Here is a 20,832-nt window from a genome sequence, read left to right as displayed (position 1 = left end):
TGTGTAACAGCATACAAAATTTCGGCTCCTGGCTAAAAATTGGATTTCCTGCTCTGAACCAACTTGCAAAACGGGAGTTTATAATACATTTGTTCTTCCGAAACAGGGTAGACTTGTATGACCCTTGGTACCTTGAATCACCTAAGCTTGACGGTTAGCGATCGCTCGAAATCGGAACCGTTTTATAACGCAATTTTGGAATTCATGGGCTACCAGCAGGTGGAAAAAAATGATGAGTTTATTATGTGGTGGTCAAAGGATGTCGGGGCAATTTTGATTTATGCTGCGAATCCAGATTCCCCGAACAAACTACACGATCGCTACTCGCCAGGACTACACCATCTTGCCTTTAACGCCGACAGCCGCGAACAGGTAGATAACTTATACAACCTGATTCTTGAACTAGGCGCTACAGTCCTCGATCCGCCAGCCGAATACAACAAGTATGCACCGGGCTACTACGCTGTCTTCTTTGCCGATCCCGATGGGATCAAACTGGAATTGGTTCATATGCCCAATCTGCCCTAGATGCTTTTTTGCTCGCTGGATCTTGCGGTTTCTAGGTGCCCTTCTGCCTGATTTACTGACAGCGAGGATGACGCCCTCCTTGGTCGCAAATCAAGCCAATTTGCTTGGCATCTAAATTTTTCACTTGAGAAAAATCGACGCCTTGAACGCGAGCTAAGGATGCTGCATTGGGTGCCTCTTGAATGAATTGATCCGACTGCACGGGTTTTGGGGCGGCAAAGGTTGCCCCCTTCAAATTAGCTCCTGCGAGATTCGCCCCGCGCAGGTCTGCCGCACTCAGATTTGTGTTTTGTAAATTGGCATTTTGCAGCTGAGCCTGAGCAAGATTGGCACCAACCAGCCTGGTGGCGCTGAGATCGGCTTTTTGGAGATTGGCGTTCTGAAAATCTGCTTCCGAAAGGTCTGCTCCTTGCCAGTTGGAGTTCGTCAGCAGCGCAAAGGGAAACTTAGCCCCGACAGCGCTAACTTGTCCGAGACGGGCGCTAGAGAGATTGGACTGGGTAAAGTTGGCATTGGCTAAATCTGCACCCGTCAGGCTGGCATTTTCTAAGACAGCTTGACGCAAATCTGCACCGATTAGCTTGGAACTGCTGAGATTTGCGCCCACGAGTTGAGCCTGGGACAAATTAGCCCGATTCAAGGTGGCACGGATTAGGTTGGTGCGATTCAGGGGGACACGGCTCAAAAGAGCGCCACTGAGGTTCGCTTCTTTAAGATCGGCTCCATTGAAGTCCGCAATCCGATCATCAAAGGTGCCCAGACGCCCATCCTCACCGGCACCCAAGAAGCGGCTATTCCGTAAACTGGCACCTGCGAGGGAGGCTCCTTTGAAGAGAATCCCAGAAAGATCAGCTTTGTCTAGAACCAGAGTAAATGGAGCAGGCTCGTGGCGTACCTGTGCGAGGTCGGTGCGACTGAGATCGGCCTTGTAGACTTGAGCGGGGTAGATGCTGAGAATTTTAGCGATCGCGCGTTGAGTGCCCACCAGTCGCCTTGCTATTAACTGTCGCTCTACGAATCCACTCCCTTGCAGCAGCGCTTCGTCCTTTTGCAGGGAAAGATTTAAGCGCTGCAAGTAGGGTAAAGCTTCCGGACCCGTACTGACTAAGGTTTGCCCAATTGTCTCCATCAAAGCAGGTACCCTTTCTTGACCCAGCAAATCTACTAAGAAGGGAATCGCTCGCGAGTCGTCCAACCTTGCCAGCGCCAGGATAGCACTCCGTCGTTCTTCTAATTGGTTGGGGGAAGATCGACTTAACCGCTCGACTAGCGCCAGAAACACCTGGTTATTCTGTTGCTTAGATGAGCGCCAATTTGCCTGATTTTGAATGTACATTTGAGTGCCGACGAAGGTTCCCAAGACAGCACTCATGCAAGAAAAGCCGACAATTATCAGCGTCAGACTGGGGTTTTGGCGCATCCAATCCCAAAGACGCAGCGATCGCTTGGAAGAGGGCTTGGAAGATTGAGAAGTCAGGGCAATGCTTGTGATGGTTTCCCTTGCTCGCTTCGCTGGCTGTTCGGTTCCCGGCAATTGGTTGAACTGAGGAGCATTCCGCGACCGATCGGGTACAAAAGCCCTGGCTCCATCAATGACAAAGGTTCCAGCGATTCTATCGTGCAAGGTGCGACGTTCGGGATTGAACAGCGCGATCGCATTTTCCCCCAGCCACATCAAAGCAGACAATCCCAGCAAAATCCCCAAATCCGGAAAAGCACCGCTGTAGCGCCAAATCAGATAAGCCGTCGAAAGCGGCAATCCCCACCTGCCGACTCCCTCTCTCCAAATCGCGCGAATCAATCCCGGCGGGTCGCCTGGTGCTTGTACTACTTGGACGCCTAGCCAGCCCTTGGGCGAAGTTTGCCCGGTTTTTCCCAATTTATACAGTTGCCAGCCTACGACCAGGACAGGAGCCACCAGCGCCCCGCACCAAAACAAATTGGTGAGTGGAGCAACCCGTTGGTTGCTTGCGCGCCGGGGAATTGCTAACGTTTGAGCGATCGCATCCTCAGTGGTTGCTAGCACTGGGTTGAGAGGAACGGTTTCCGGAGAGACACACGCGCCAGCATTCGTACAAAACTTGGCGGCAAGACCGATGCTATAGGGAACTAAAGCACTCGCAAGCACCAGCGAGACTTCCACAATCGTGGCAGCACCCCGTCGGGTACCCAGTGGTAGTCGGTGCATCTGTATCCGCCAAGACGGGCTTTTGCGATTCGAGCTTTTTTTCACGCTTTGGGTAGCCATTCGAGCATTCCACAAATAGCAGTTAGCTGTTCGCTTCTAGCAGATTTTGTCCGGGCAGGCAACCCTTATTTTGCTAGTAAAGGTCCGCATTAGTAATGAACCTGCCCTACGTCCTTAGATGACTATACTCGTCCGGAGTCCATAGTCCTCATTGCTACCCAAAAAATTAAGACTTGCTAATCAGGGGACTTGGGGGCAATAAACAGTTTGTACGCCAAATACACTAATCCTGCCAAGATGCCGAGACTTATCAGGGATGCAACTAGATACAAAACGCTTCTGATTAGCCCAAAACCAACCAAAGCCGCGACGGCGACAACAGCAACTTTACCAGCACCAGGAAGCCCTTGAAACCAGTTAGCAATTTTGTTGAACAGAGACTGAATTGATTGAGATTCTTTAGGTTGAACCTGGAGAGGTTTCCCCGGTTCGGTTTCTATCATTGGCGCGGGAGGGTTGCTCTGATTGATTTGAGCATCTAGTTCTTGGAGTTTACGCTCCCAGTCTTGATTTTCTTGAGGATTCATCTTTTGTTTTTATAGTGAGTGACGAAAATGACGGTTACAAATGAAAAACTGACAGTCAAGCATGTATTGTCTTGGTGATTTAAACAAAAGTTTGTTTTAGCAACACCATGACTTAAAAAAGAAGAAATTTTAGCGCCCTCTCAGATACGTGACACTTTAAGAAAAGGAACACACTCGAAACACCTTTATTTACTTCTGTAGGACACTTATAGTAAGACTTCCTTAAAAAGGCAAGGGGATGACGAAATGAAGATGCTTCGCAAATGGATAGTTATTCCCACAACCTTGGCGTTAATCTTAACAGGCGCTGGGGCGGCTCGTAGTGATGCCCCAGTGTTAGAACTGTCGTCGAAGTTGTCGAACGATCCGGTCGTCCTCAACGGAGCTTCTGGCGGTCAAACAAGTAGTAATTGTGGTTATATCTCCCAAACCCCGAATCAAGTTGTTCGGGTAACGGCAGATCGGATCGATTACTTGCGGTTGAGTATCCAAAGCAGTGGCGAGCCTACGCTTCTGGTTGATGGCCCAGGAGGACGATTCTGCGTGTTGGCAGATAGTTTTTCTGGAGATAAGCCGGAGATTTCAGGAGTTTGGCTTCGGGGGGATTATAACGTTTATGTCGGCGATCGCGCGGGTGGCACCCATCCTTATACTCTATCGATTACTGGACAGACTAAATAATCAGTCATTCGTCAGTCGTAATCAATCAAAAACGAGTGACGAATAACTTGATTTTGTTCTAGTCTTCCAAAGAGCGGGCAGATACCTCAACGGCTTCAACGTCAATCGTTCCGGGAGGCGTCAAACGGTTAAAGTGTCCCTGTTCGATTTTGAGCGACTCGCCACAATTGGGGCACTGGCACTCGGTTCGATTCAAAGCTGTAAATTCATAGCTACAGACGGGACACTGGTCGGCAATGAGGTTGCGTTGCAACCACCAGCGAAAGCCCAGGAAGGCAAGGACTGGTGCGACGAGGATTAAACCTATCAGAATCAGAAAAGATTTCACCAACCAGCCAAGCCCAATCGACCCCAGCAACCAAATGATGAGCAGCAGGGTAAGCCAAGAGCCGACGCCAGAAAGCTTGAATTGAAAGGAATTGGGGCTGTTCTGGTTCACGGCAGTCTCCAACAAAAGCAAGGTAGTATGGACTACTTCCATCCTAAATCAGAATCGATTATGTCTGAGAACAGAGGCAGTTCGGCATTGATTTTTAAGCGTGCCTAATCGCATTTAAACAAGCAGCTGTTTTAACTGCTGGGCAAGGGCATCTTTGCCAAACAAAGCGAGGCTTTGTTCTCGCAACCACTGAGGGTCGCAGCGCTGGTCGTCCCCTTTGAGGATTTCAATACAGGCATTTGCCACGGCTTCTGGATTGCGATGGGGGACGCGCCAGCCTAAACCTCCATCCTGAAGGGGATCGGCGGAGCCATCATCGTTACCGGATAGGACGGGGATGCCACAAGCCATCGCCTCTAAATAGACAATGCCGAAGCCTTCTTGGGAAGGCATGATGTAAGCATCAGCGACGCGGTAATGGTCTACCAGGTCTTCGGTGGGAACGAACCCGGCAAAGACAACCCGGTCGGCAACTCCTAAATCTTTGGCAAGCTGTGCCAGTCGGGGTTGATCGTCGCCACGACCGATCACCAAATATTTGACTTCTGGAAATACTTGGGCGATCGCAGGGATGGCTCGAATGGTAACGTCTACGCCTTTGTAGATATCGCCCGACCACAGCCGCGCTACAGTCATCAAAACTTTGGCACCGCCAAGATTATACCGTTCGATCAATGCGGGTGGCTTCGGGCCTGGAGTAAAGTAATTCCCATCCACCGCACAGGGTAGCATTTGCACTTTCTTGGGGTCTAGGTCATTCACCGCGCAGGCGCGATCGCGGCTATAGCGACTAATTGTCCAAATTCCCTCCGCCTGCTTGAGTGCCCTTCGTTCTTGATTGGCTAAGGGTTCCCAAAATTCTTTTCCGTAAGTCAGCACCGTATAGGGAATCCCCAGCGGCTGACACAGCAGCCTTACCAAGGGTGACAGATTAATATGACCACAAAAAACATGGTGGGGACGGCGTTGTAACAGACAAGCTAGCAGTGAAGTTGCTAGCCTTAAGCGTCCCTTTTGGGGATTTTGGTTTTTGAGATAATGAAATTTGAGGTTTTTTCCCTCAAAGGGATTTGGGCAGCCAACGCCATCCCGTAGCAAAAATACCTCGCCTTTGGCTTGATTTCCCAATGAGGTATAAGACTGCAAAATATCCTTAACGTAGGATTGGATGCCCCCTTCGCATCCAAAAACTTCCAGAAAAATAAATATATGGTTTGCGACTGGTTTAATAGTCGGCTCTAAATAATCTATCTTTTCTCCCACTTCAATAATCCCTGAATTTTAGGAGTTTTGTTCCATCTGGGCGATGGACGGCACCTCAGCACTTTGTAAACGTTCCAAGTCCTTCAACACCATTTTTTCCAAAAGACCCTCGAAGCTAACTTGCGGTTCCCAGTTGAGTTGGCGCTTGGCTTTTTCTGGATTTGCCACCAGATAGAAATGTTCATCCGATCGCAGAAACTTGGGATCGACAACGACATAACGAGTCCAATCTAGCCCCACACACTCAAAAGCTGTCGCCACCAATTCCCGAACGCTGTGTAACTGACCCGTCCCAATCACATAGTCTTCCGGTTCATCTGCCTGCAAGATCCGCCACATTGCTTCCACATGATCGCCAGCATAACCCCAGTCGCGTTTGGCGTCCAGGTTGCCCATTTCCAGGCGATCGCTTAACCCCAATTTAATCGAGGCTGCTGCTAAAGACACCTTCCGCGTGACAAAATTTGGAGGTCGTCTCGATGACTCGTGGTTGTATAAAATACCGCTACAGGCAAACCAACCGTAGCGCTGTCGGTGATGTACCATCGTCCAATGGGCGTGCAACTTTGCCGCTGCGTAAGGGTTCATCGGACGAAAAGGCGTATTCTCATCTTGAGGCGACCGATCCACCTGCCCAAACATCTCGGAACTGCTGGCTTGATAAAACCGCGTGTTCAATCCAGCCAGACGCACTGCATCTAACAGCCTGGTCGCCGTACCCGTTACCAAGTCCAGCGTTCCCAGCGGGTCTTGCCACGAATCTGGGACGAAACTGGGAGCTGCTAAATTATAAATTTCTTGGGGCTGTAGTTGTTCCACCACTTCCAACAGAGTCGCGCTATCCCTCATGTCAACCGCACAAACCTCAATCTGGCTGGCGAGGGAACCCAGTTTAGCCAGACTGGATTGCCGGTGCAGCGGTACCAACCCAGCCACCCGATAACCCCGTTCCAAAAGTAAACGGCTGAGATAGTAGCCGTCTTGCCCAGTGATTCCTGTAATTAGCGCTGTCTTTGCCATGAGTCGAGTTTAACCACTTAATGTTGCGTTCGGGCTGGAGTTGGGTTCAGGCAGCTACATCCTATGTTCTTTTATACTTTGCTTTTTCGGAAGCGACCAGATAATACTTAACGCCTGTAGATGCTTCAAAAGCAGCACAAAAGCACTGCTTTTGAAACCCACAGGCGTCAAAGGTAACAAATAATTGTCTTAAAACAGACCCAATGTCAGAGATTTGTCAATGGGGAAGGTGGCACCGATACCCAACCAGAGGGTAAAGAAGGTTCCAAACAGGAAAACCGCCGTGGCGACTGGGCGACGGAAGGGATTTTGGAATTTGTTAACGTTCTCAATGAAGGGAACGAGAATCAAGCCCAAAGGAATCCCTGCCATGCAGGCGATACCCAGGAGTTTATTGGGTAGAATCCGCAGAATTTGGAAAACAGGCCAGAAGTACCATTCTGGGAGAATTTCCAGAGGGGTAGCAAAGGGGTTTGCCGGTTCGCCAATCATCGCTGGGTCAAGCACAGCCAGACCCGTACACAGTGCAATCGTCCCCATAATTACTACAGGAAAAATGTAGAGTAGGTCGTTGGGCCAAGCGGGTTCGCCATAGTAGTTATGACCCATGCCTTTGGCAAGTTTTTCACGTAACTGCGGATCGGTTAGATCCGGCTTTTTTTGGGTTCCCATTGTTGTATGTGTTCTCCTATGCGTTTTGAAAGCTTTGAGCTAAGCAAGAGGCAAAGTGGTCAGGGGGTAATAGGGGGATAGATGATGCAGGGAAGAAAAATGACTTTCCCACTTTCTCTCCTCTCCCCATTGGGCGTTGGACAGGGGCTGGATATCTCTTGCCCTGCTGTAGGGACGGAGATATCCCGTCTCTACAGCACTCAGTACTTTTTACAATGGGCCAGAGATGCCTTGCTTGCGAATCATCAAGAAGTGTAGCAACATGAAGACGGCAATCAGCCAGGGCAGCACAAAGGTATGCAGGCTGTAGAAGCGTGTCAGAGTGGCTTGTCCAACGCTGGAACTCCCGCGCATCAGCTCGACGATTTGATCGCCGACCAAGGGAATCGCAGCAGGGACGCCAGAGACAATCTTAACGGCCCAGTAACCAACCTGATCCCAAGGAAGTGAATAGCCGGTGACGCCGAAAGAAACGGTGATCACAGCCAGAGTCACACCCGTCACCCAGGTCAACTCGCGGGGCTTTTTGAAACCGCCGGTGAGGTAAACCCGAAAGGTGTGCAAAATCATCATCAGCACCATCATGCTGGCAGACCAGCGGTGGATGGAGCGAATCAGCCAACCGAAGTTGACGTCCGTCATCAGGTACTGGATGGAGGAAAAAGCCTCGGTGACGGTCGGCTTGTAGTAAAACGTCATGGCGAATCCAGTGGCAAACTGGATCAAAAAGCAAGTCAGTGTAATTCCACCCAGGCAGTAGAAGATATTTACGTGGGGAGGCACATACTTGCTGCTGACGTCATCGGCAAGCGCCTGAATCTCCAGACGCTCCTCAAACCAGTTGTAGGCTTTTGAATCAGTTACCTGCTTAGAAAACATGAACCCAGAGTTCCTAAAAATTTATTGCTGTTTTTGACACGAGCCAACCCCATGAGACAGTTTTCCGCTCTTTTCGGGGGCATGAAGCTGCAATGGGGATCGGTAGACACCGCGATAGAGAGAAGTCTAGGCGTAGCCTCTACAAAAAATGTAACATAGCCCGAAAGGGGGATTCTGTGTCATGCACAAACGAGTGTTAAGGGTTGTATTCGTACTAATCATACAAACTATCTTTACGTTAAGTTGGTGGACTTCGCCAGCGATCGCTTTAACGGAGGAACAGCAGCTTTTATCGGAAGCATGGCGAATTGTCAACTATGCTTACGTGGATGACAGTTTCAATCAACAAAACTGGTGGATGGCTCGTCAGAAGGCGATCAAGCAGCCTCTGTCTAATCGTGAGGCGACTTACACGGCAATTCAAAATATGCTCAAAACTCTGGAAGATCCGTTCACGCGGTTTTTAAAACCTGACCAGTACCGAAGTTTACAGGTGAATACTTCCGGAGAGCTTCAAGGGGTGGGACTGCAAATTGCCCTTGATGCCGAGACGGGCGAGTTGCAAGTGGTGGCACCGATTGACGGTTCGCCTGCTGCGAAGGCGGGAATCCGATCGCGCGATCGCATCCTGGAAATTGATGGCATCCAGAGTGCCCAACTGACCCTCGATGAAGCCGCCGCGAGGATGCGGGGCGCTGCGGGCACAGAGGTAAGGCTCCTGATGCAACGGGAGACAAAAACGCCTGAAGAAATTACGCTAGTGCGATCGCGAATTGCCCTCAACCCTGTTTATGCAGTCTTAGATTCCAGCAGTTCTAGCTTCCCGGTGGGTTACATTCGCCTGAGCCAGTTTAGTGCCAATGCCCCAACTGAGCTGGCGAATGCCGTTACCAAGTTAGAGAAACAAGGGGCACAAGCTTATCTGCTCGATTTGAGAAATAATCCAGGAGGGCTTTTGCAGGCAGGTATTGAGATTGCCCGGATGTGGTTGGATGAAGGCACGATTGTCTATACGGTCAACCGACAAGGCATTCTGGGCAGTTTTGAGGCGTCTGCACCAGCTCTTACCCACGCTCCTCTCGTTGTTTTAGTGAATCAGGGAAGCGCCAGTGCTAGCGAGATTCTGGCTGGGGCACTTCAAGATAATGGTCGTGCCCAATTGGTAGGCGCTCGAACTTTTGGCAAAGGCTTAATTCAATCATTGTTTGACCTCTCAGATGGGTCAGGATTGGCGGTGACGGTTGCCAAGTACGAAACGCCAAACCATCACGATATTAACAAGCTAGGCATTACGCCAGATCGGGAAGTGCCTCTGGAGCCAATTACGCTTGACCAGGTGGGTACGGAAGCAGACCAGCAATACAAAACGGCGTTGGAGGTGTTAACCGCTAATGCGGTCGTTGCCGATGCGGCTTGATTCAGGAGTCAGGACTGAGGACTGAGGGCTGAGGACTGAGGGCTGAGGAGTTAGGACTGAGGACTGAGGGCTGAGGGCTGAGGAGTTAGGGCTGAGGGCTGAGGAGTTAGGAGTTAGGACTGAGGAACTGAAGAGGCACAGGTGCTTCAGGGGCAGATGGATTGAGAGAATTCTTGCTTAGTGCTTAGTCCGTGCTTCGCACCGAACACAACGACTATAAACATTAACGGATATCGCCTAACGGCTGATAATAACAGCCTTCAGTTTTTTTATTTCTGTTGTGAGTAATACCAAAATCGCAAAAAAAGAAAATCTAGATAAAACTTAATAGTGCATTTACCGAAGCGAGTGCAGTAAGTTTGATTCCACAATGAAAGAGCAGTGTAAATTGGGAATCAAGCAATGCTCGGCTTGAGTGGAAATAGATTCTAGAAAAATCTGAGGCTGAGTGGGTTTTAACTGCGATCGCACGGGCCCATGCGATTGCTTAATTTTTAAGGCACGCCTACCACTGGTGAGAGTTTTTACCCCTAAATATAGCGATCGCGCTCATGGTTTTCCTGGCAAACGATCTTAGATACTCTATCAGTCGGTCAACAGTTTTATCTGTTGCCCACTCATTGCTGAAGTTTTTAGCTTCACAACCAGATTCCAGAGTGGTACTCATCGCCGGGGGTAAGTCTGACTTTACTCCGAGCGACCTGTGCCCGGAGAGACAATCAAAAGGAGCGCGGTGCGGGTATGCATCCCCAAAAGCAGGTGCTTTGGGTTTGCCGGAGCTGCTGACCCCACCCAACTGTTTTTTGAATCTGGCAATGGGGAAGCCATCAGCAACCCATTGCGAGAATAAATGTGAGAATCAACACAGATGGTTGCCTTGTTCGTTGAAGCTGCGGAAGTTAACTCGAACCCTTAGCTCAACTCCAGAGACTCAAAGCAAGGTGCCCTCGTTGGTAATTTTGGGACTGGGCGATCGCTTCAATGTGATGTTGCACAGCTACAAAACCACTGAGAATTCTGAACTAAACGCCAATCCTTACGAGCTGTGTTTTGGCTTCGATCCGGCGATTGTGGGCAGTATTTGCGCCGAAATTTCTCGCGGGTTGCACTTAACCCCAGAAATCTCCCCTCTTTTCGAGCGAGCCATTGCCGATTGGTTCCCTCAACCCAATCTCCCAGCTTTGCAGAGCGAATTCACATCAACGCTGGTGAGTGCTATCTTAACCAGCCAAATTAGCACTCAGACTCCAGAAAAAGCAGATACAGATGCTTGTAGCAGTGCTGGGGCGAGTTTAATCGGCAACCCTACAACCGACATTCAGATAAAAACCGCCTTGTTGAGGGAGCCGGGAATCCAGGCGCACCTTGTCCAACCCCCCATTCCCCAGGCTGTAGTGCCGAGTTGGCAACAGCCAGAAAAGTTACTCCAAGAACTGCTACGAATTAGCTGGTCAAGCCAGGGAGCGCAGGTAATTTTGCAGCGTTCGGCGGTGTTGATTCAAGAGACTTTTGGGGTTAGTCGGTGTTTAATTGCGTTCTATAGCGCCAAAGATGAGCGTACCTTGTGGAGTGCGATCGCCCACGATTCATCTATCCCCCTTTCGGCTCGGCAAACTCACGATCCTGAATGGGCAAACATCGAACAGTGCCTTCTCAAACATCATCAGGGCAATCCTTGGGCAACTGAGCGAAACATTGGCTCAACGGCTGCCGAATCTATCTTTTTGACCTGGTTGCATACACACCCGCAGAAAATCGAGCCGCGAGAGATGGCATCTCTACACGGTGCGTCTGGACTGGTTGGTTTGCTACTGCTTGAGCAATGGGATGAGAAGCGGGAGTGGCAACCGGGAGAGCGGCAATTACTGCATCTGGCGCTGCAATTGGTAGAGCGAGGACACAACCTGGCGACGCTTTACCAGCAAGCGGAGGAACGAATTACTCATGCGGCGCTATTAAATCGGCTGGTTGCCCAAATCCGGGCCTCTTTAGAACTGTCCCATATCTTTGAAACGGTGACGCTGGAACTGGGTCATCTTTTGGTGGCAGATCGATGTTTGATTTTTCAGTATTTAGAGGAACAGCAGTGTTGGAAGCCGCTGACTGAGTATCGCGCTCATGCTGATATCCTCACAGCCATGAACTTGATCGTTCCCGATCAAAAAAACTGTTGTTCCAGAACGCTGCGAAATCTACAGGTTGTCCAGGTGAGCGATACGCGCTTAGTGGATGACCCGATGAATCGCTCTTTGGCGGCAAAATATCCGGGCGCTTGGTTAATGGTGCCAATTCACCGACAGCAAAAGATTTGGGGCTGCTTAACCTTCGCTCAGGATCAATTTCCCCGTTACTGGCACGAGTCGGAGTTAAGATTTATCACGACCGTTGCCGACCAACTAGCGATCGCTATCTACCAAGCAACCCTTTACCAACAAATTCAGGCGCAAAACCAAACCCTAGAAGCCTTGGTACGAGAACGCACCGCTGAGCTGGAAAGTTTCTTTGATGCTCACCCAGACTACATTTTTGTGGTCGAGCGCGAGAATCTGCGTCTGCGCTTTTGCAATCATGCTTTTGCTCAAAGGATGGGGTTTGACAACCGATATGCCGTTCAGGATCGGTCGATTCTAGAATGCTTCCCGCCTCTGATTGCTAAGTCGTTTGCCAAACAAAATTTGCGGGTTTTTGAATCGGGAGAAACGCTACACGAACAGGAAACCCTAGTTTTCCCAGATGGGATTCACCACTTCGACACTTCCAGGGTGCCGTTGAAGCACTCTAATGGTGAGGTTTATGCTTGCTTGGGGACTTTCCGTGAAATTACGGAGCTAGTGGAGACGAAGCAGGCGCTATCTCTGAGAACCGAGCAGTTGCAAGATGCCTTGACTGCTGCGAATGCAGCTTCTCAGGCGAAAACTGAGTTTCTAGCAACCATGAGTCATGAATTGCGGACACCGCTCACATCTGTGATTGGGATGTCCTCCGCTTTAATGCAACCGTATTTTGGCGAACTGAGCGGAAAACAGAAAGAATATCTCAAGATTATTCACAATAGCGGACAGCACCTGTTGCAGCTGATTAACGATATTCTCGATTTATCTAAGATTGAATCCGGTAAGGCGTCTTTAACCCTCAGTCAGTTTTCTCTGCGTCAGGTAGGGATTGAAAGTTTGGAACTGCTGCAAGAAAAGGCTCAAGTCCAACAGGTGAAGCTAACAGGGGATTTCGCTGAGTTGCCTCCCGCCGATGAATTTTGGGGGGATGAACGGCGCGTGCGGCAAATCTTGCTGAATCTACTCTCGAATGCGGTAAAGTTCACACCACCAGGGGGTGAGGTATGGCTGCGGATGCAGTGTGAAAGTAACCAGGCGATGATTGAGGTGGCAGACACGGGAATTGGGATTCCGATGGAGAAACAGCATCTTTTGTTTGAGGCGTTTCAACAAATTGATAGCTCTCTGCATCGGCAGCACGAAGGGACTGGGTTGGGATTGGCTTTAACTCGCCAGTTGGTGGAGATGCATGGCGGCACGATTAGCTTCCATTCAGAGGTAGATGCGGGAACGGTATTCGTGGTTTATCTTCTAGCCCAAAATCCAAAGTGAAGGGGTGAGGGAGAATCGGTCGCAAAGAATAAATAAAATCTAGCGACATCTAGCGACTCCCGACTTTGTTTTCGGCAAACCTTCAAAACAATCGGTCGGGATATCCCCTGGGTTTTCTACAATGGAATGGGGTGTTCCATCCGATGTGTCCCGATTGGGTGGAGATGCACAAATGGTGTTAAGGATGGTGTCAAGGATAGCCCGTTAAAGTTTTACGTGCTGGATGCGGCTGTTCCTTCGAGGGGTTATAAGTCGGGATGGTGGCGCTGTATTCTGGAGAATCTGCTTGCACTTTGCTCTTTTAAGCAATTGGCTGGCACGTTAATTGCCAATCTGGAATGGCTAATTGCTAGCCAGTTAATTCTCCTGTAGACCAATTCAGATTTAGATCATGGAACTCTGGTTGCTCCTACTGTTACTAGGACTGTTTACTTACTTCATCGTGAAGCGCAGTGTTGCCAGCATCACCCGAACCCCAATCTGGCTTTTGTGGATGGTGATGATGACACCGGCATTCATTTGGAGTGCCTGGATTTTGGTCTACGGTGAAGATAAGCGAATGCCGCCAGCTTTGGAGATTGCCCCGTTTATCATTTGCCCGATATTGTACTGGCTGCTGATTCAGTGGGGGCGTCGAGATTTTACCCCGCCGCCAAAACCGCAAGAAATGGTGGCGGAACAAGCTCAGAATCCATCTGAGGTACAGCCTGTTTCTGCTAGCGACGCAGGAAGTACTGTCCGTCCGATTGATAAAACGGAAGAAACGAATCTTCGCAATTGCTTTCCCTGGTCTATCTATTACCTCCAGAACATCGATTACCGACCCCAAGCGGTAATTTGTCGCGGCAAGTTGCGAACGAATCCGGAGGTGGCGTACCAGACAATTCGGGAGAATATTGAGAAATTATTTGGCGATCGCTTCTTTGTTGTCTTTCAAGAAGGTTTGAATGGGAGTCCGTTCTTCGCACTGGTTCCCAATCCCCAAGCTCACTCGCAGGCACAGCAGCAAACCGAACCTTTAAAACGACCGGCTTTAGCCTTAGGGCTGCTGCTTGTAACTTTGTTTACCACTACTTTAGTTGGGGTGGAAATTTCAGAAGTTTCTAACGCCGCACTGCAATCTAACCCAGCTTTGCTGTTAAAAGGACTGCCCTATGCTTTGGCATTGGTGGCTATCTTAGGCATCCACGAACTCGGTCATTACCTGAGTGCCCAATATTACAAAATTCGCACCACGCTGCCTTACTTTATCCCCGTTCCTTTTTTCTTGGGCACATTTGGAGCGTTCATTGGGCGGCGATCGCCCGTACCCAGTCGCAAAGCGTTATTCGATTTGGGCATTGCTAGTTCCGTTGCTGGTTTTTTGGTGACGTTACCGCTATTGTTTTGGGGATTAGCCCACTCGGATGTGGTTGCTGTGTCGGAGCAGTCGAGTATCTTAAACTTCACTTCTTTGAATCCCCGGTTTTCCCTGTTATTAACTTTGCTAAGTAAATGGGCGCTGGGATCTGAACTGACAGCAAACATGGCAATCAAGCTTCACCCAGTGGGAGTGGCGGCTTATATCGGTTTTATCTGGACAGCGTTTAAGTTGATGCCGGTAGGACATCTGGATGGCGGTCACATTGTCCATGCCATGTTTGGACAACGAAATGGGGCGATGATTGGTCAAATTAGCAGACTGCTGATGCTGGGATTGTCTTTAGTTCAGCCAGATTTGTTTATTTGGGCAATATTCTTATTCTTGATGCCAGTTTCTGATGAACCGGCGCTGAATGATGTAAGCGAACTTGACAACAAGCGCGATCTCTGGGGATTGTTAGTTTTGGCGCTTTTAGTGAGCATTCTATTGCCAGTGCCAGGAAATCTCGCGCAGTTGTTGAAGGTTTGATTCAAATAATTGAGTAAACGGTAATTGGTAATTGGTAAAAATTTTTAAGGGAGACGCGATTAATCGTGTCTGAGTTATGAGTTGTGAATTCAAGAATTTTCTTGGAACTCATCACTCTCATTAGCCATTAGCAAAGGAATAAGAACAATGGAAAAACAGCCGATTCAGGTGATAGGTGGTGGTTTAGCGGGGACGGAAGCGGCGTGGCAAATTGCGAATGCGGGTGTGCCAGTGGTGCTGCACGAAATGCGACCGTTACGGTTTAGCCCCGCCCATCACTCCGAACACCTGGCAGAATTGGTGTGCAGTAATTCCTTTGGGGCAATGTCGAGCGATCGCGCAGCCGGTCTTTTGCATGAAGAATTACGTCGTCTCGGCTCAATGATTATTAGTAAAGCCGACGAACACGCGGTTCCCGCTGGGGGTGCCTTGGCGGTGGATAGGGGCGTATTTAGCCGCGAATTGACAGAAATCCTCGCGAATCATCCCCTGATTGAGTTACGACGCGGTGAATTGCGCCAAATCCCCACAGAAGGCATTGTCGTCCTCACCAGTGGCCCGCTAACCAGTCCCGATCTGGCTGAAGATTTGCAGCAGTTCACGGGCATGGAATACATGAGCTTTTTCGATGCCGCCAGCCCGATTGTGGTGGGAGAATCGATTAACCGGGATGTGGCTTTCTTGGCTTCTCGTTACGACAAGGGAGACGCGGCATATCTCAATTGCCCGATGAATCGGGAGCAATATCTCCACTTTAGGCAGGAACTTTGTAAGGCTGAACAAACGGAACTGAAAGACTTTGAGCGGGAAACGGCTAAGTTTTTTGAAGCTTGTCTGCCGATTGAAGAACTGGCGCAGCGGGGGGAAGATACGATGCGTTATGGCCCGTTGAAGCCGGTGGGATTGTTTGATGCCCGTAAAGGCGATTTCCGCGCTCCAGAAAATCAGTCGCAACGTCCTTATGCAGTGGTGCAGTTGCGTCAAGAAGATAAGGCGGGGCAGTTGTGGAATCTAGTCGGATTTCAGACGAATTTGCGCTGGGGCGAACAAAAGAGAGTGTTTCAGCTGATTCCAGGGTTAGAAAATGCTGAGTTTGTGAGGCTGGGTGTGATGCACCGCAACACGTTTATTAATGCGCCCCAACTGTTAAAACCTTCTTTGCAATTCCACAAACGTGCCACGTTGCTAGCGGCGGGGCAATTGGTGGGGACTGAGGGCTATACGGCAGCGGCGGCGGGTGGCTGGCTGGCAGGGACGAATGCGGCGCGGCTGGCTTTGGGCAAAGATCCGCTAACGCTACCAGGAACGACGATGATGGGGGCGTTGTTTGAATTTATTAGTTCGGCGTCATCAAAGCATTTTCAACCAATGCCGCCTAATTTCGGAATTTTGCCGGAACTGCCGACTCGGATTCGCAATAAGCAGGAGCGATATGGAGTTTATCGCGATCGCTCTTTTGCCGATTTAGCGAGTTGGAAAGCTGCGGCTAAATTGCTCGTTCCCAAGCTGAGCTTGGAACGAGAAGCAACAAGCGCTTCCATTGAATAAGGAACGGGGATTTAATTAACTTCCCATTTTGCATAGGGAGATGGCGCTGCCATCCCCTACAGAATGGGAATGAGTGTAAGTGATTTGATCCACCTTCCTCAGTAGCATTAAGATCCCATGAGTCCGAAATAATAACTTGCAGCAACCACGAGAATTGTTAATACTCCGATTGTCGTGCTGATAAGAAATTGCTTAGAGGTTTTTTGATTAAGCTCCTGTTTACTTTCACCTTGCTCAGTGGTAGCCCCACGATTGGTTGCTTCGTTAGTTTTCATGGTTGTTAATGGTTTATGGTTATTTAGTACCCAGTTTGCTACAATTGCCAGAAACTTCATCTAACTTAAGAATTATCAAATAAATGTATACAGCGATACTTAATAGCTTTATACTCAGTTGTCTAACAAGCAGAACTGGTTGCTTAAGAATTGAATTTAACAATCTTTTGCTAAGGCTTTTTTAGGCTTTAAATTACCTAAAGCAGCTTGTACAAATGATTTTTTGATAGTATATTTTTATAATGGAAATCTGTGCGTTCAGGTAAATTGTTTCTCAATTAGCCGTACTGCCTCTACAGCACCATTAGGATAATCCGCAGGGCGATTGGATACCTGATTTTGCAGCATTGCCACAGTCGTGATCGCGTCCTCAATCTCTTCAACACAGTAGGCGCATCGCAAAGCCCTAACCTTTTGACGGTCATATAGTCGCTTAAAAGCAAAAGCAACTAACGGGACGCCTACCGCAGCACATTCATGAACCGTGTTATAACCAGCGCCGCCGACAACGACATCAGCAGATGGGAGGCATTCAATTCCTGGCGAATGAGACACCCAGAACTGCGGCGGACATCCATCTGGACAGACGGGTGCTAAGACACGCACCGTTGCCTCTGGAAACGCTGCATCTAGGTGAGTTGATAACTTACCAAAGAAAGATAATTCGGAAGCTTGTCCGGCGGCACAGACAAGGATAATCTTTTTTCTAACCTCCGCTGGTGGGGTTTGTTTGTGTAGCTGCGACTTACAGTCGCCAGGTTTATGACACAATGCATCAAGACCAAGTAGCGATCGCGCCTTTTTTCTATCTGGCAGTTCCTCAGCATTGCGAATTAACCAGGGACTGGTGTAATAGACAATTGGTAAATCTGCTAGCGGCGAATCTTCTCCATCTCCCGGCACAATAACCGCATCAAAGTTTTCTTTAACAAAAGAACGCAACTCAAAACGGTGAATATAAGCTGGGGTGATATCGCGGTGAACTAAAATTCGGGGAATGTGCTTTAACTGGGGCAAAATATCTGCCAACTCACCACCCAACCCGCGAGGAAAAGTATCGACAATTAAACAGTCGTACCGGGTGTTTAATAAAACATCCCGCACTTGTTCGCAAGTCGCCCCAAAACCAGCGTCAGGTGCAATGATTTGCACATCGCAACCCTCACCGCCCAAGTAAGTTGCATAAGGGGTATTCGTAAGAATTTTGACGTAATGGTAACGGGTAGCCATTCGTCCGAGAGATAAGCTACGGGTAAGATGTCCCCAACCGCCTCCCAAAGCATAAATTAACCAAATTGACATTTTTGGAGTTTTCAACGCAAAGAACACAAAGGTAAACGCAAAGGTACGTTAAGGAATCGTTTTTTCTTGGTGTGCCTCTGCGTTATCTTTGGCGTCCCTCTGCGTTAAAAATTTAACTTGCCCCCATATCCATCTCAAAATCGGCATCCATTTCCCCTTCTAGACTCATATTGTCTGCTTCGGTGAAATCGACATTGCCAGTTTCCGGGTCATAATCATAGCGATCGCGGTTGTCATAGTAGTTGCTGCCCCAATAACCGCGATTGTAGTTACCATATCCAGAGTAATAGGAATAATCGTAGTAATAGGGGTTATTATCTGGGTAACTACAATAAGGACAGCCAATGTTTGTAGTGCGTCCGCAGCGACGTTTGAAGAGAAATCCCACCATGCGATCGCATTCTCCACTTGCACCGATTCCCGATGAACTGGTAGTCTGGCTGCTGCTGGGATTGAGTTGAATTTCGTAGGGGCCAATTTGCAAGCGATCGCCATCTATTAGCGTACTACTGGGCAACCGAACGCTGTTAATTAAGGTGCCAGTACTGCTATTTTGATCGACTACGATTAACTCGCCATTCGCTACATCAATTAGAGCATGATATTCAGCCACTTGCTCGTTGGCTAACACAATTCTAGCAACCCGATTGCCATCAATTTCTTGGGGCATTGAGGCAAATTCTCGGCCCAAGGCGACAGGCGTTTCTAACATGGGTTCTCGTCTTTCGCCGGTGGCTGGATCTATCCAACTCAGTTGAATTTGCAAGGATTATTTCCCTCCCGAACGATTAACTGCGTAAGCTAAAGCGGCTTTTTGTTCTTTGCTTAAAACGTCGAATCCGAAACTAGCGATCGCAATTGCGCTTACCTGAGATTTTGTAGAAAAAACTGGTTTATCGGCTGCATTGATCAGAGAAGTTTTACCATTCTTTACTTTCACCTTGTAAAGCGACTGTTTATCCGGTGACTCAACCTCAAAACCGTAATCTCGCGCTTTAATTCTGTAAATTTCTTTATCTGTCGCATCTTCTAACTTGTAATCTCCATCATTCTGTCTTCGCAAAACATACAATTCTTTTGTTTGATCTGCATTCTCAATCTTCCAGTAACCCTCTCTTTTTACAACGTAGCCTAAAACTTGATCGGCCGGATTCTTGATTTTTACTTTTCCCCCACCATCAACATTAAATCGAGCTAATTCTTTGTCCTTTCCATCAAGCAATTTTGCCCCATCCGCCTCTGGTTTCAGGGCAAAATCTTCCGCACCCCCCTCTTGTTTAAATTTTATCTTCTCTGTATTAGTCGTCACCGCTGACGAATTATTTTGAGCAATTGGAGATGTTTGCGGGTTAGATGTTGTAGATACTTCTGGTGCCTGCTTAACAGAATTACTACAAGAAGCTAGCAGTATTACCGCTGCCAAAGCTAAGCCGGAGAAAAATGTTCTGTTCATGTTATTCATTGTTCAAGTTTCCACCAAAATCCTTTCTTTATTTAGTAACAGTTTGCATAATTAATGTTCCGGATTTTTGCAAACAAACTAAATATGTTTTTACTTTTACTTACTTTGCCTTAGATAACATCCGAGCTAAATTTAGAACTTGATACAGGCTGAGAAACATCATCGTGATAGTTTGATATAATGTTTCTTCGTTCCAAGGCATCGAAGGTGGCATTTTCACGACTAAGTTTATTCCCTTATCCGTCACTCTCATCCGTTTTACCTTAGTCAGTTTTGGAATTTTTACTGCATTCACAGCTTCATTGTTCAGAACTTTGATTGCCCCGTACCGTCGTTGCGGATAAGTTAAATCCAGACTGATATCTAATCCCTTGGCTTTCGATTTCGTTTTGTATTTTGATTTGCCGCTTCTAGAAGTTTTCCATCCATAAGCGGTCTGATTTAGCTCAGAAGTTGTTAATACAAAACGAGTTTTATCTAAAAATTGTCCTTCCATTTTTAGCCAATCATCTTGGAAAATATCTATTTTAAATCCTGATTTCGAGGGATGGGCAACTGTTTTAATCTGCTTAGATTTTTGATGGGCTGGACTGAGATCTAAATGAACACTGACCTTAGCTTCCTTATCCATATCTCGCTCCAGCATTTCCAAAATTTTTTCCGTTAATGCATAGCGATGATTTGGTAAATTTAATCGGCTATATTTACTCCTCCTTATTCCTGCATAAATCGCTACGATCGTACATCCTAATCCAACAAACAATAATAAAACAGTTACAATATATCCAAATAATTGAATCCCATCTCCCATCTCTCCTACAACTATCATTAAAATGAACGCTATAACAATTGAAGTAATCGCACCAATAACACATTTGGTTGCTAAACTTCCAAACTCTGTTTGCTTTGCCTCCGAGGCTCTATCTAGGGTTGCCATTTCCCTTAAGTCTTTGACAATGTCAGAAACAGCAGCCGTCACCGAATAAGTCAGAGATTTGCGAAAGGTTTCTAAATTTATTGACATTTGTAATAAAAATTCAATATCAATGAATCGGGGATTACGGAAGGTAGCGCT

The 20,832-nt window shown here is 48.1% G+C and carries 19 protein-coding genes; 7 read left to right on the top strand and 12 right to left on the bottom strand.

Features of this window, described 5'->3' with window-relative positions; translation table 11 throughout:
• Nucleotides 1–117: 117 nt before the first annotated feature.
• The gene (locus NC996_RS14985; protein ID WP_190689042.1) at nucleotides 118–528 is read left to right on the top strand and encodes a VOC family protein; all 411 of its coding nucleotides are present in this window, start codon (nucleotides 118–120) and stop codon (nucleotides 526–528) included.
• A 52-nt stretch (nucleotides 529–580) separates the two neighbouring features.
• Here NC996_RS14985 and NC996_RS14980 read toward each other — a convergent pair whose 3' ends face one another.
• Nucleotides 581–2,776: a pentapeptide repeat-containing protein gene (locus NC996_RS14980; protein ID WP_190689039.1), complete on the bottom strand. Its 2,196-nt coding sequence runs from the start codon at nucleotides 2,774–2,776 to the stop codon at nucleotides 581–583.
• Nucleotides 2,777–2,952: 176 nt separating this feature from the next.
• Nucleotides 2,953–3,303 (bottom strand): hypothetical protein, encoded by a 351-nt coding sequence (locus tag NC996_RS14975; protein WP_190414387.1) that lies wholly within the window; start codon nucleotides 3,301–3,303, stop codon nucleotides 2,953–2,955.
• Between the two features lie 246 nt (nucleotides 3,304–3,549).
• Between NC996_RS14975 and NC996_RS14970 the strand changes: the two genes are divergently transcribed.
• A complete protein-coding gene (locus NC996_RS14970; RefSeq protein WP_190689036.1) occupies nucleotides 3,550–3,984 on the top strand; it encodes a hypothetical protein in 435 nt (144 codons plus the stop codon).
• A 58-nt stretch (nucleotides 3,985–4,042) separates the two neighbouring features.
• On the opposite strand, the gene NC996_RS14965 is transcribed toward NC996_RS14970, so the two are convergent.
• From NC996_RS14965 to petB, 5 genes are all read right to left on the bottom strand, one after another.
• A complete protein-coding gene (locus tag NC996_RS14965; RefSeq protein WP_190414389.1) occupies nucleotides 4,043–4,423 on the bottom strand; it encodes a hypothetical protein in 381 nt (126 codons plus the stop codon).
• Nucleotides 4,424–4,537: 114 nt separating this feature from the next.
• The gene (locus NC996_RS14960; protein WP_190689033.1) at nucleotides 4,538–5,686 is read right to left on the bottom strand and encodes a glycosyltransferase; all 1,149 of its coding nucleotides are present in this window, start codon (nucleotides 5,684–5,686) and stop codon (nucleotides 4,538–4,540) included.
• Between the two features lie 18 nt (nucleotides 5,687–5,704).
• Nucleotides 5,705–6,706: a GDP-mannose 4,6-dehydratase gene (locus NC996_RS14955; RefSeq protein ID WP_190689029.1), complete on the bottom strand. Its 1,002-nt coding sequence runs from the start codon at nucleotides 6,704–6,706 to the stop codon at nucleotides 5,705–5,707.
• A 189-nt stretch (nucleotides 6,707–6,895) separates the two neighbouring features.
• Nucleotides 6,896–7,378: a cytochrome b6-f complex subunit IV gene (gene petD / locus NC996_RS14950; protein WP_190414392.1), complete on the bottom strand. Its 483-nt coding sequence runs from the start codon at nucleotides 7,376–7,378 to the stop codon at nucleotides 6,896–6,898.
• Nucleotides 7,379–7,588: 210 nt separating this feature from the next.
• Complete coding sequence (gene petB / locus NC996_RS14945; RefSeq protein WP_190430667.1) at nucleotides 7,589–8,257, bottom strand: cytochrome b6; 669 nt, start codon at nucleotides 8,255–8,257, stop codon at nucleotides 7,589–7,591.
• Nucleotides 8,258–8,438: 181 nt separating this feature from the next.
• Here petB and ctpA point away from each other — a divergent pair, with 181 nt between their 5' ends.
• The 5 genes from ctpA (at nucleotide 8,439) to trmFO (ending at nucleotide 16,718) form a co-directional block, all read left to right on the top strand.
• Entirely contained in the window at nucleotides 8,439–9,674 is a 1,236-nt protein-coding gene (gene ctpA, locus NC996_RS14940) for a carboxyl-terminal processing protease CtpA (protein WP_190689026.1), read from the top strand.
• A 656-nt stretch (nucleotides 9,675–10,330) separates the two neighbouring features.
• Nucleotides 10,331–13,279 carry an ATP-binding protein gene (locus NC996_RS14935; RefSeq protein ID WP_190689023.1) on the top strand — a complete coding sequence of 983 codons (2,949 nt, stop codon included), beginning with the start codon at nucleotides 10,331–10,333 and terminating at the stop codon, nucleotides 13,277–13,279.
• A gap of 126 nt (nucleotides 13,280–13,405) precedes the next feature.
• A complete protein-coding gene (locus NC996_RS14930; protein ID WP_190430664.1) occupies nucleotides 13,406–13,651 on the top strand; it encodes a hypothetical protein in 246 nt (81 codons plus the stop codon).
• A 19-nt stretch (nucleotides 13,652–13,670) separates the two neighbouring features.
• The gene (locus NC996_RS14925; protein ID WP_190430663.1) at nucleotides 13,671–15,170 is read left to right on the top strand and encodes a site-2 protease family protein; all 1,500 of its coding nucleotides are present in this window, start codon (nucleotides 13,671–13,673) and stop codon (nucleotides 15,168–15,170) included.
• Between the two features lie 147 nt (nucleotides 15,171–15,317).
• Complete coding sequence (gene trmFO, locus NC996_RS14920) at nucleotides 15,318–16,718, top strand: FADH(2)-oxidizing methylenetetrahydrofolate--tRNA-(uracil(54)-C(5))-methyltransferase TrmFO (protein WP_190689020.1); 1,401 nt, start codon at nucleotides 15,318–15,320, stop codon at nucleotides 16,716–16,718.
• Between the two features lie 107 nt (nucleotides 16,719–16,825).
• On the opposite strand, the gene NC996_RS14915 is transcribed toward trmFO, so the two are convergent.
• The 5 genes from NC996_RS14915 to NC996_RS14895 all read right to left on the bottom strand — a co-directional run bounded on the left by NC996_RS14915 (nucleotide 16,826) and on the right by NC996_RS14895 (nucleotide 20,781).
• Entirely contained in the window at nucleotides 16,826–16,993 is a 168-nt protein-coding gene (locus tag NC996_RS14915) for a hypothetical protein (protein WP_190414399.1), read from the bottom strand.
• Nucleotides 16,994–17,251: 258 nt separating this feature from the next.
• On the bottom strand, nucleotides 17,252–18,295 hold the full coding sequence (locus NC996_RS14910; protein WP_190689017.1) for a UDP-N-acetylglucosamine--LPS N-acetylglucosamine transferase: 1,044 nt from the start codon (nucleotides 18,293–18,295) through the stop codon (nucleotides 17,252–17,254).
• A gap of 112 nt (nucleotides 18,296–18,407) precedes the next feature.
• Nucleotides 18,408–19,061: an FHA domain-containing protein gene (locus tag NC996_RS14905; protein ID WP_190430660.1), complete on the bottom strand. Its 654-nt coding sequence runs from the start codon at nucleotides 19,059–19,061 to the stop codon at nucleotides 18,408–18,410.
• A 3-nt stretch (nucleotides 19,062–19,064) separates the two neighbouring features.
• The gene (locus NC996_RS14900; protein WP_199300328.1) at nucleotides 19,065–19,748 is read right to left on the bottom strand and encodes a hypothetical protein; all 684 of its coding nucleotides are present in this window, start codon (nucleotides 19,746–19,748) and stop codon (nucleotides 19,065–19,067) included.
• Between the two features lie 109 nt (nucleotides 19,749–19,857).
• On the bottom strand, nucleotides 19,858–20,781 hold the full coding sequence (locus tag NC996_RS14895) for a hypothetical protein (protein ID WP_190689013.1): 924 nt from the start codon (nucleotides 20,779–20,781) through the stop codon (nucleotides 19,858–19,860).
• Nucleotides 20,782–20,832: the final 51 nt, after the last annotated feature.

Source organism: Trichocoleus sp. ST-U2, from assembly GCF_039961875.1.
GTDB lineage: Bacteria > Cyanobacteriota > Cyanobacteriia > Cyanobacteriales > FACHB-T130 > FACHB-T130.
Note: the sequence above shows the minus strand (reverse complement) of the source record. Positions and strands in the feature narration are given on the sequence as shown.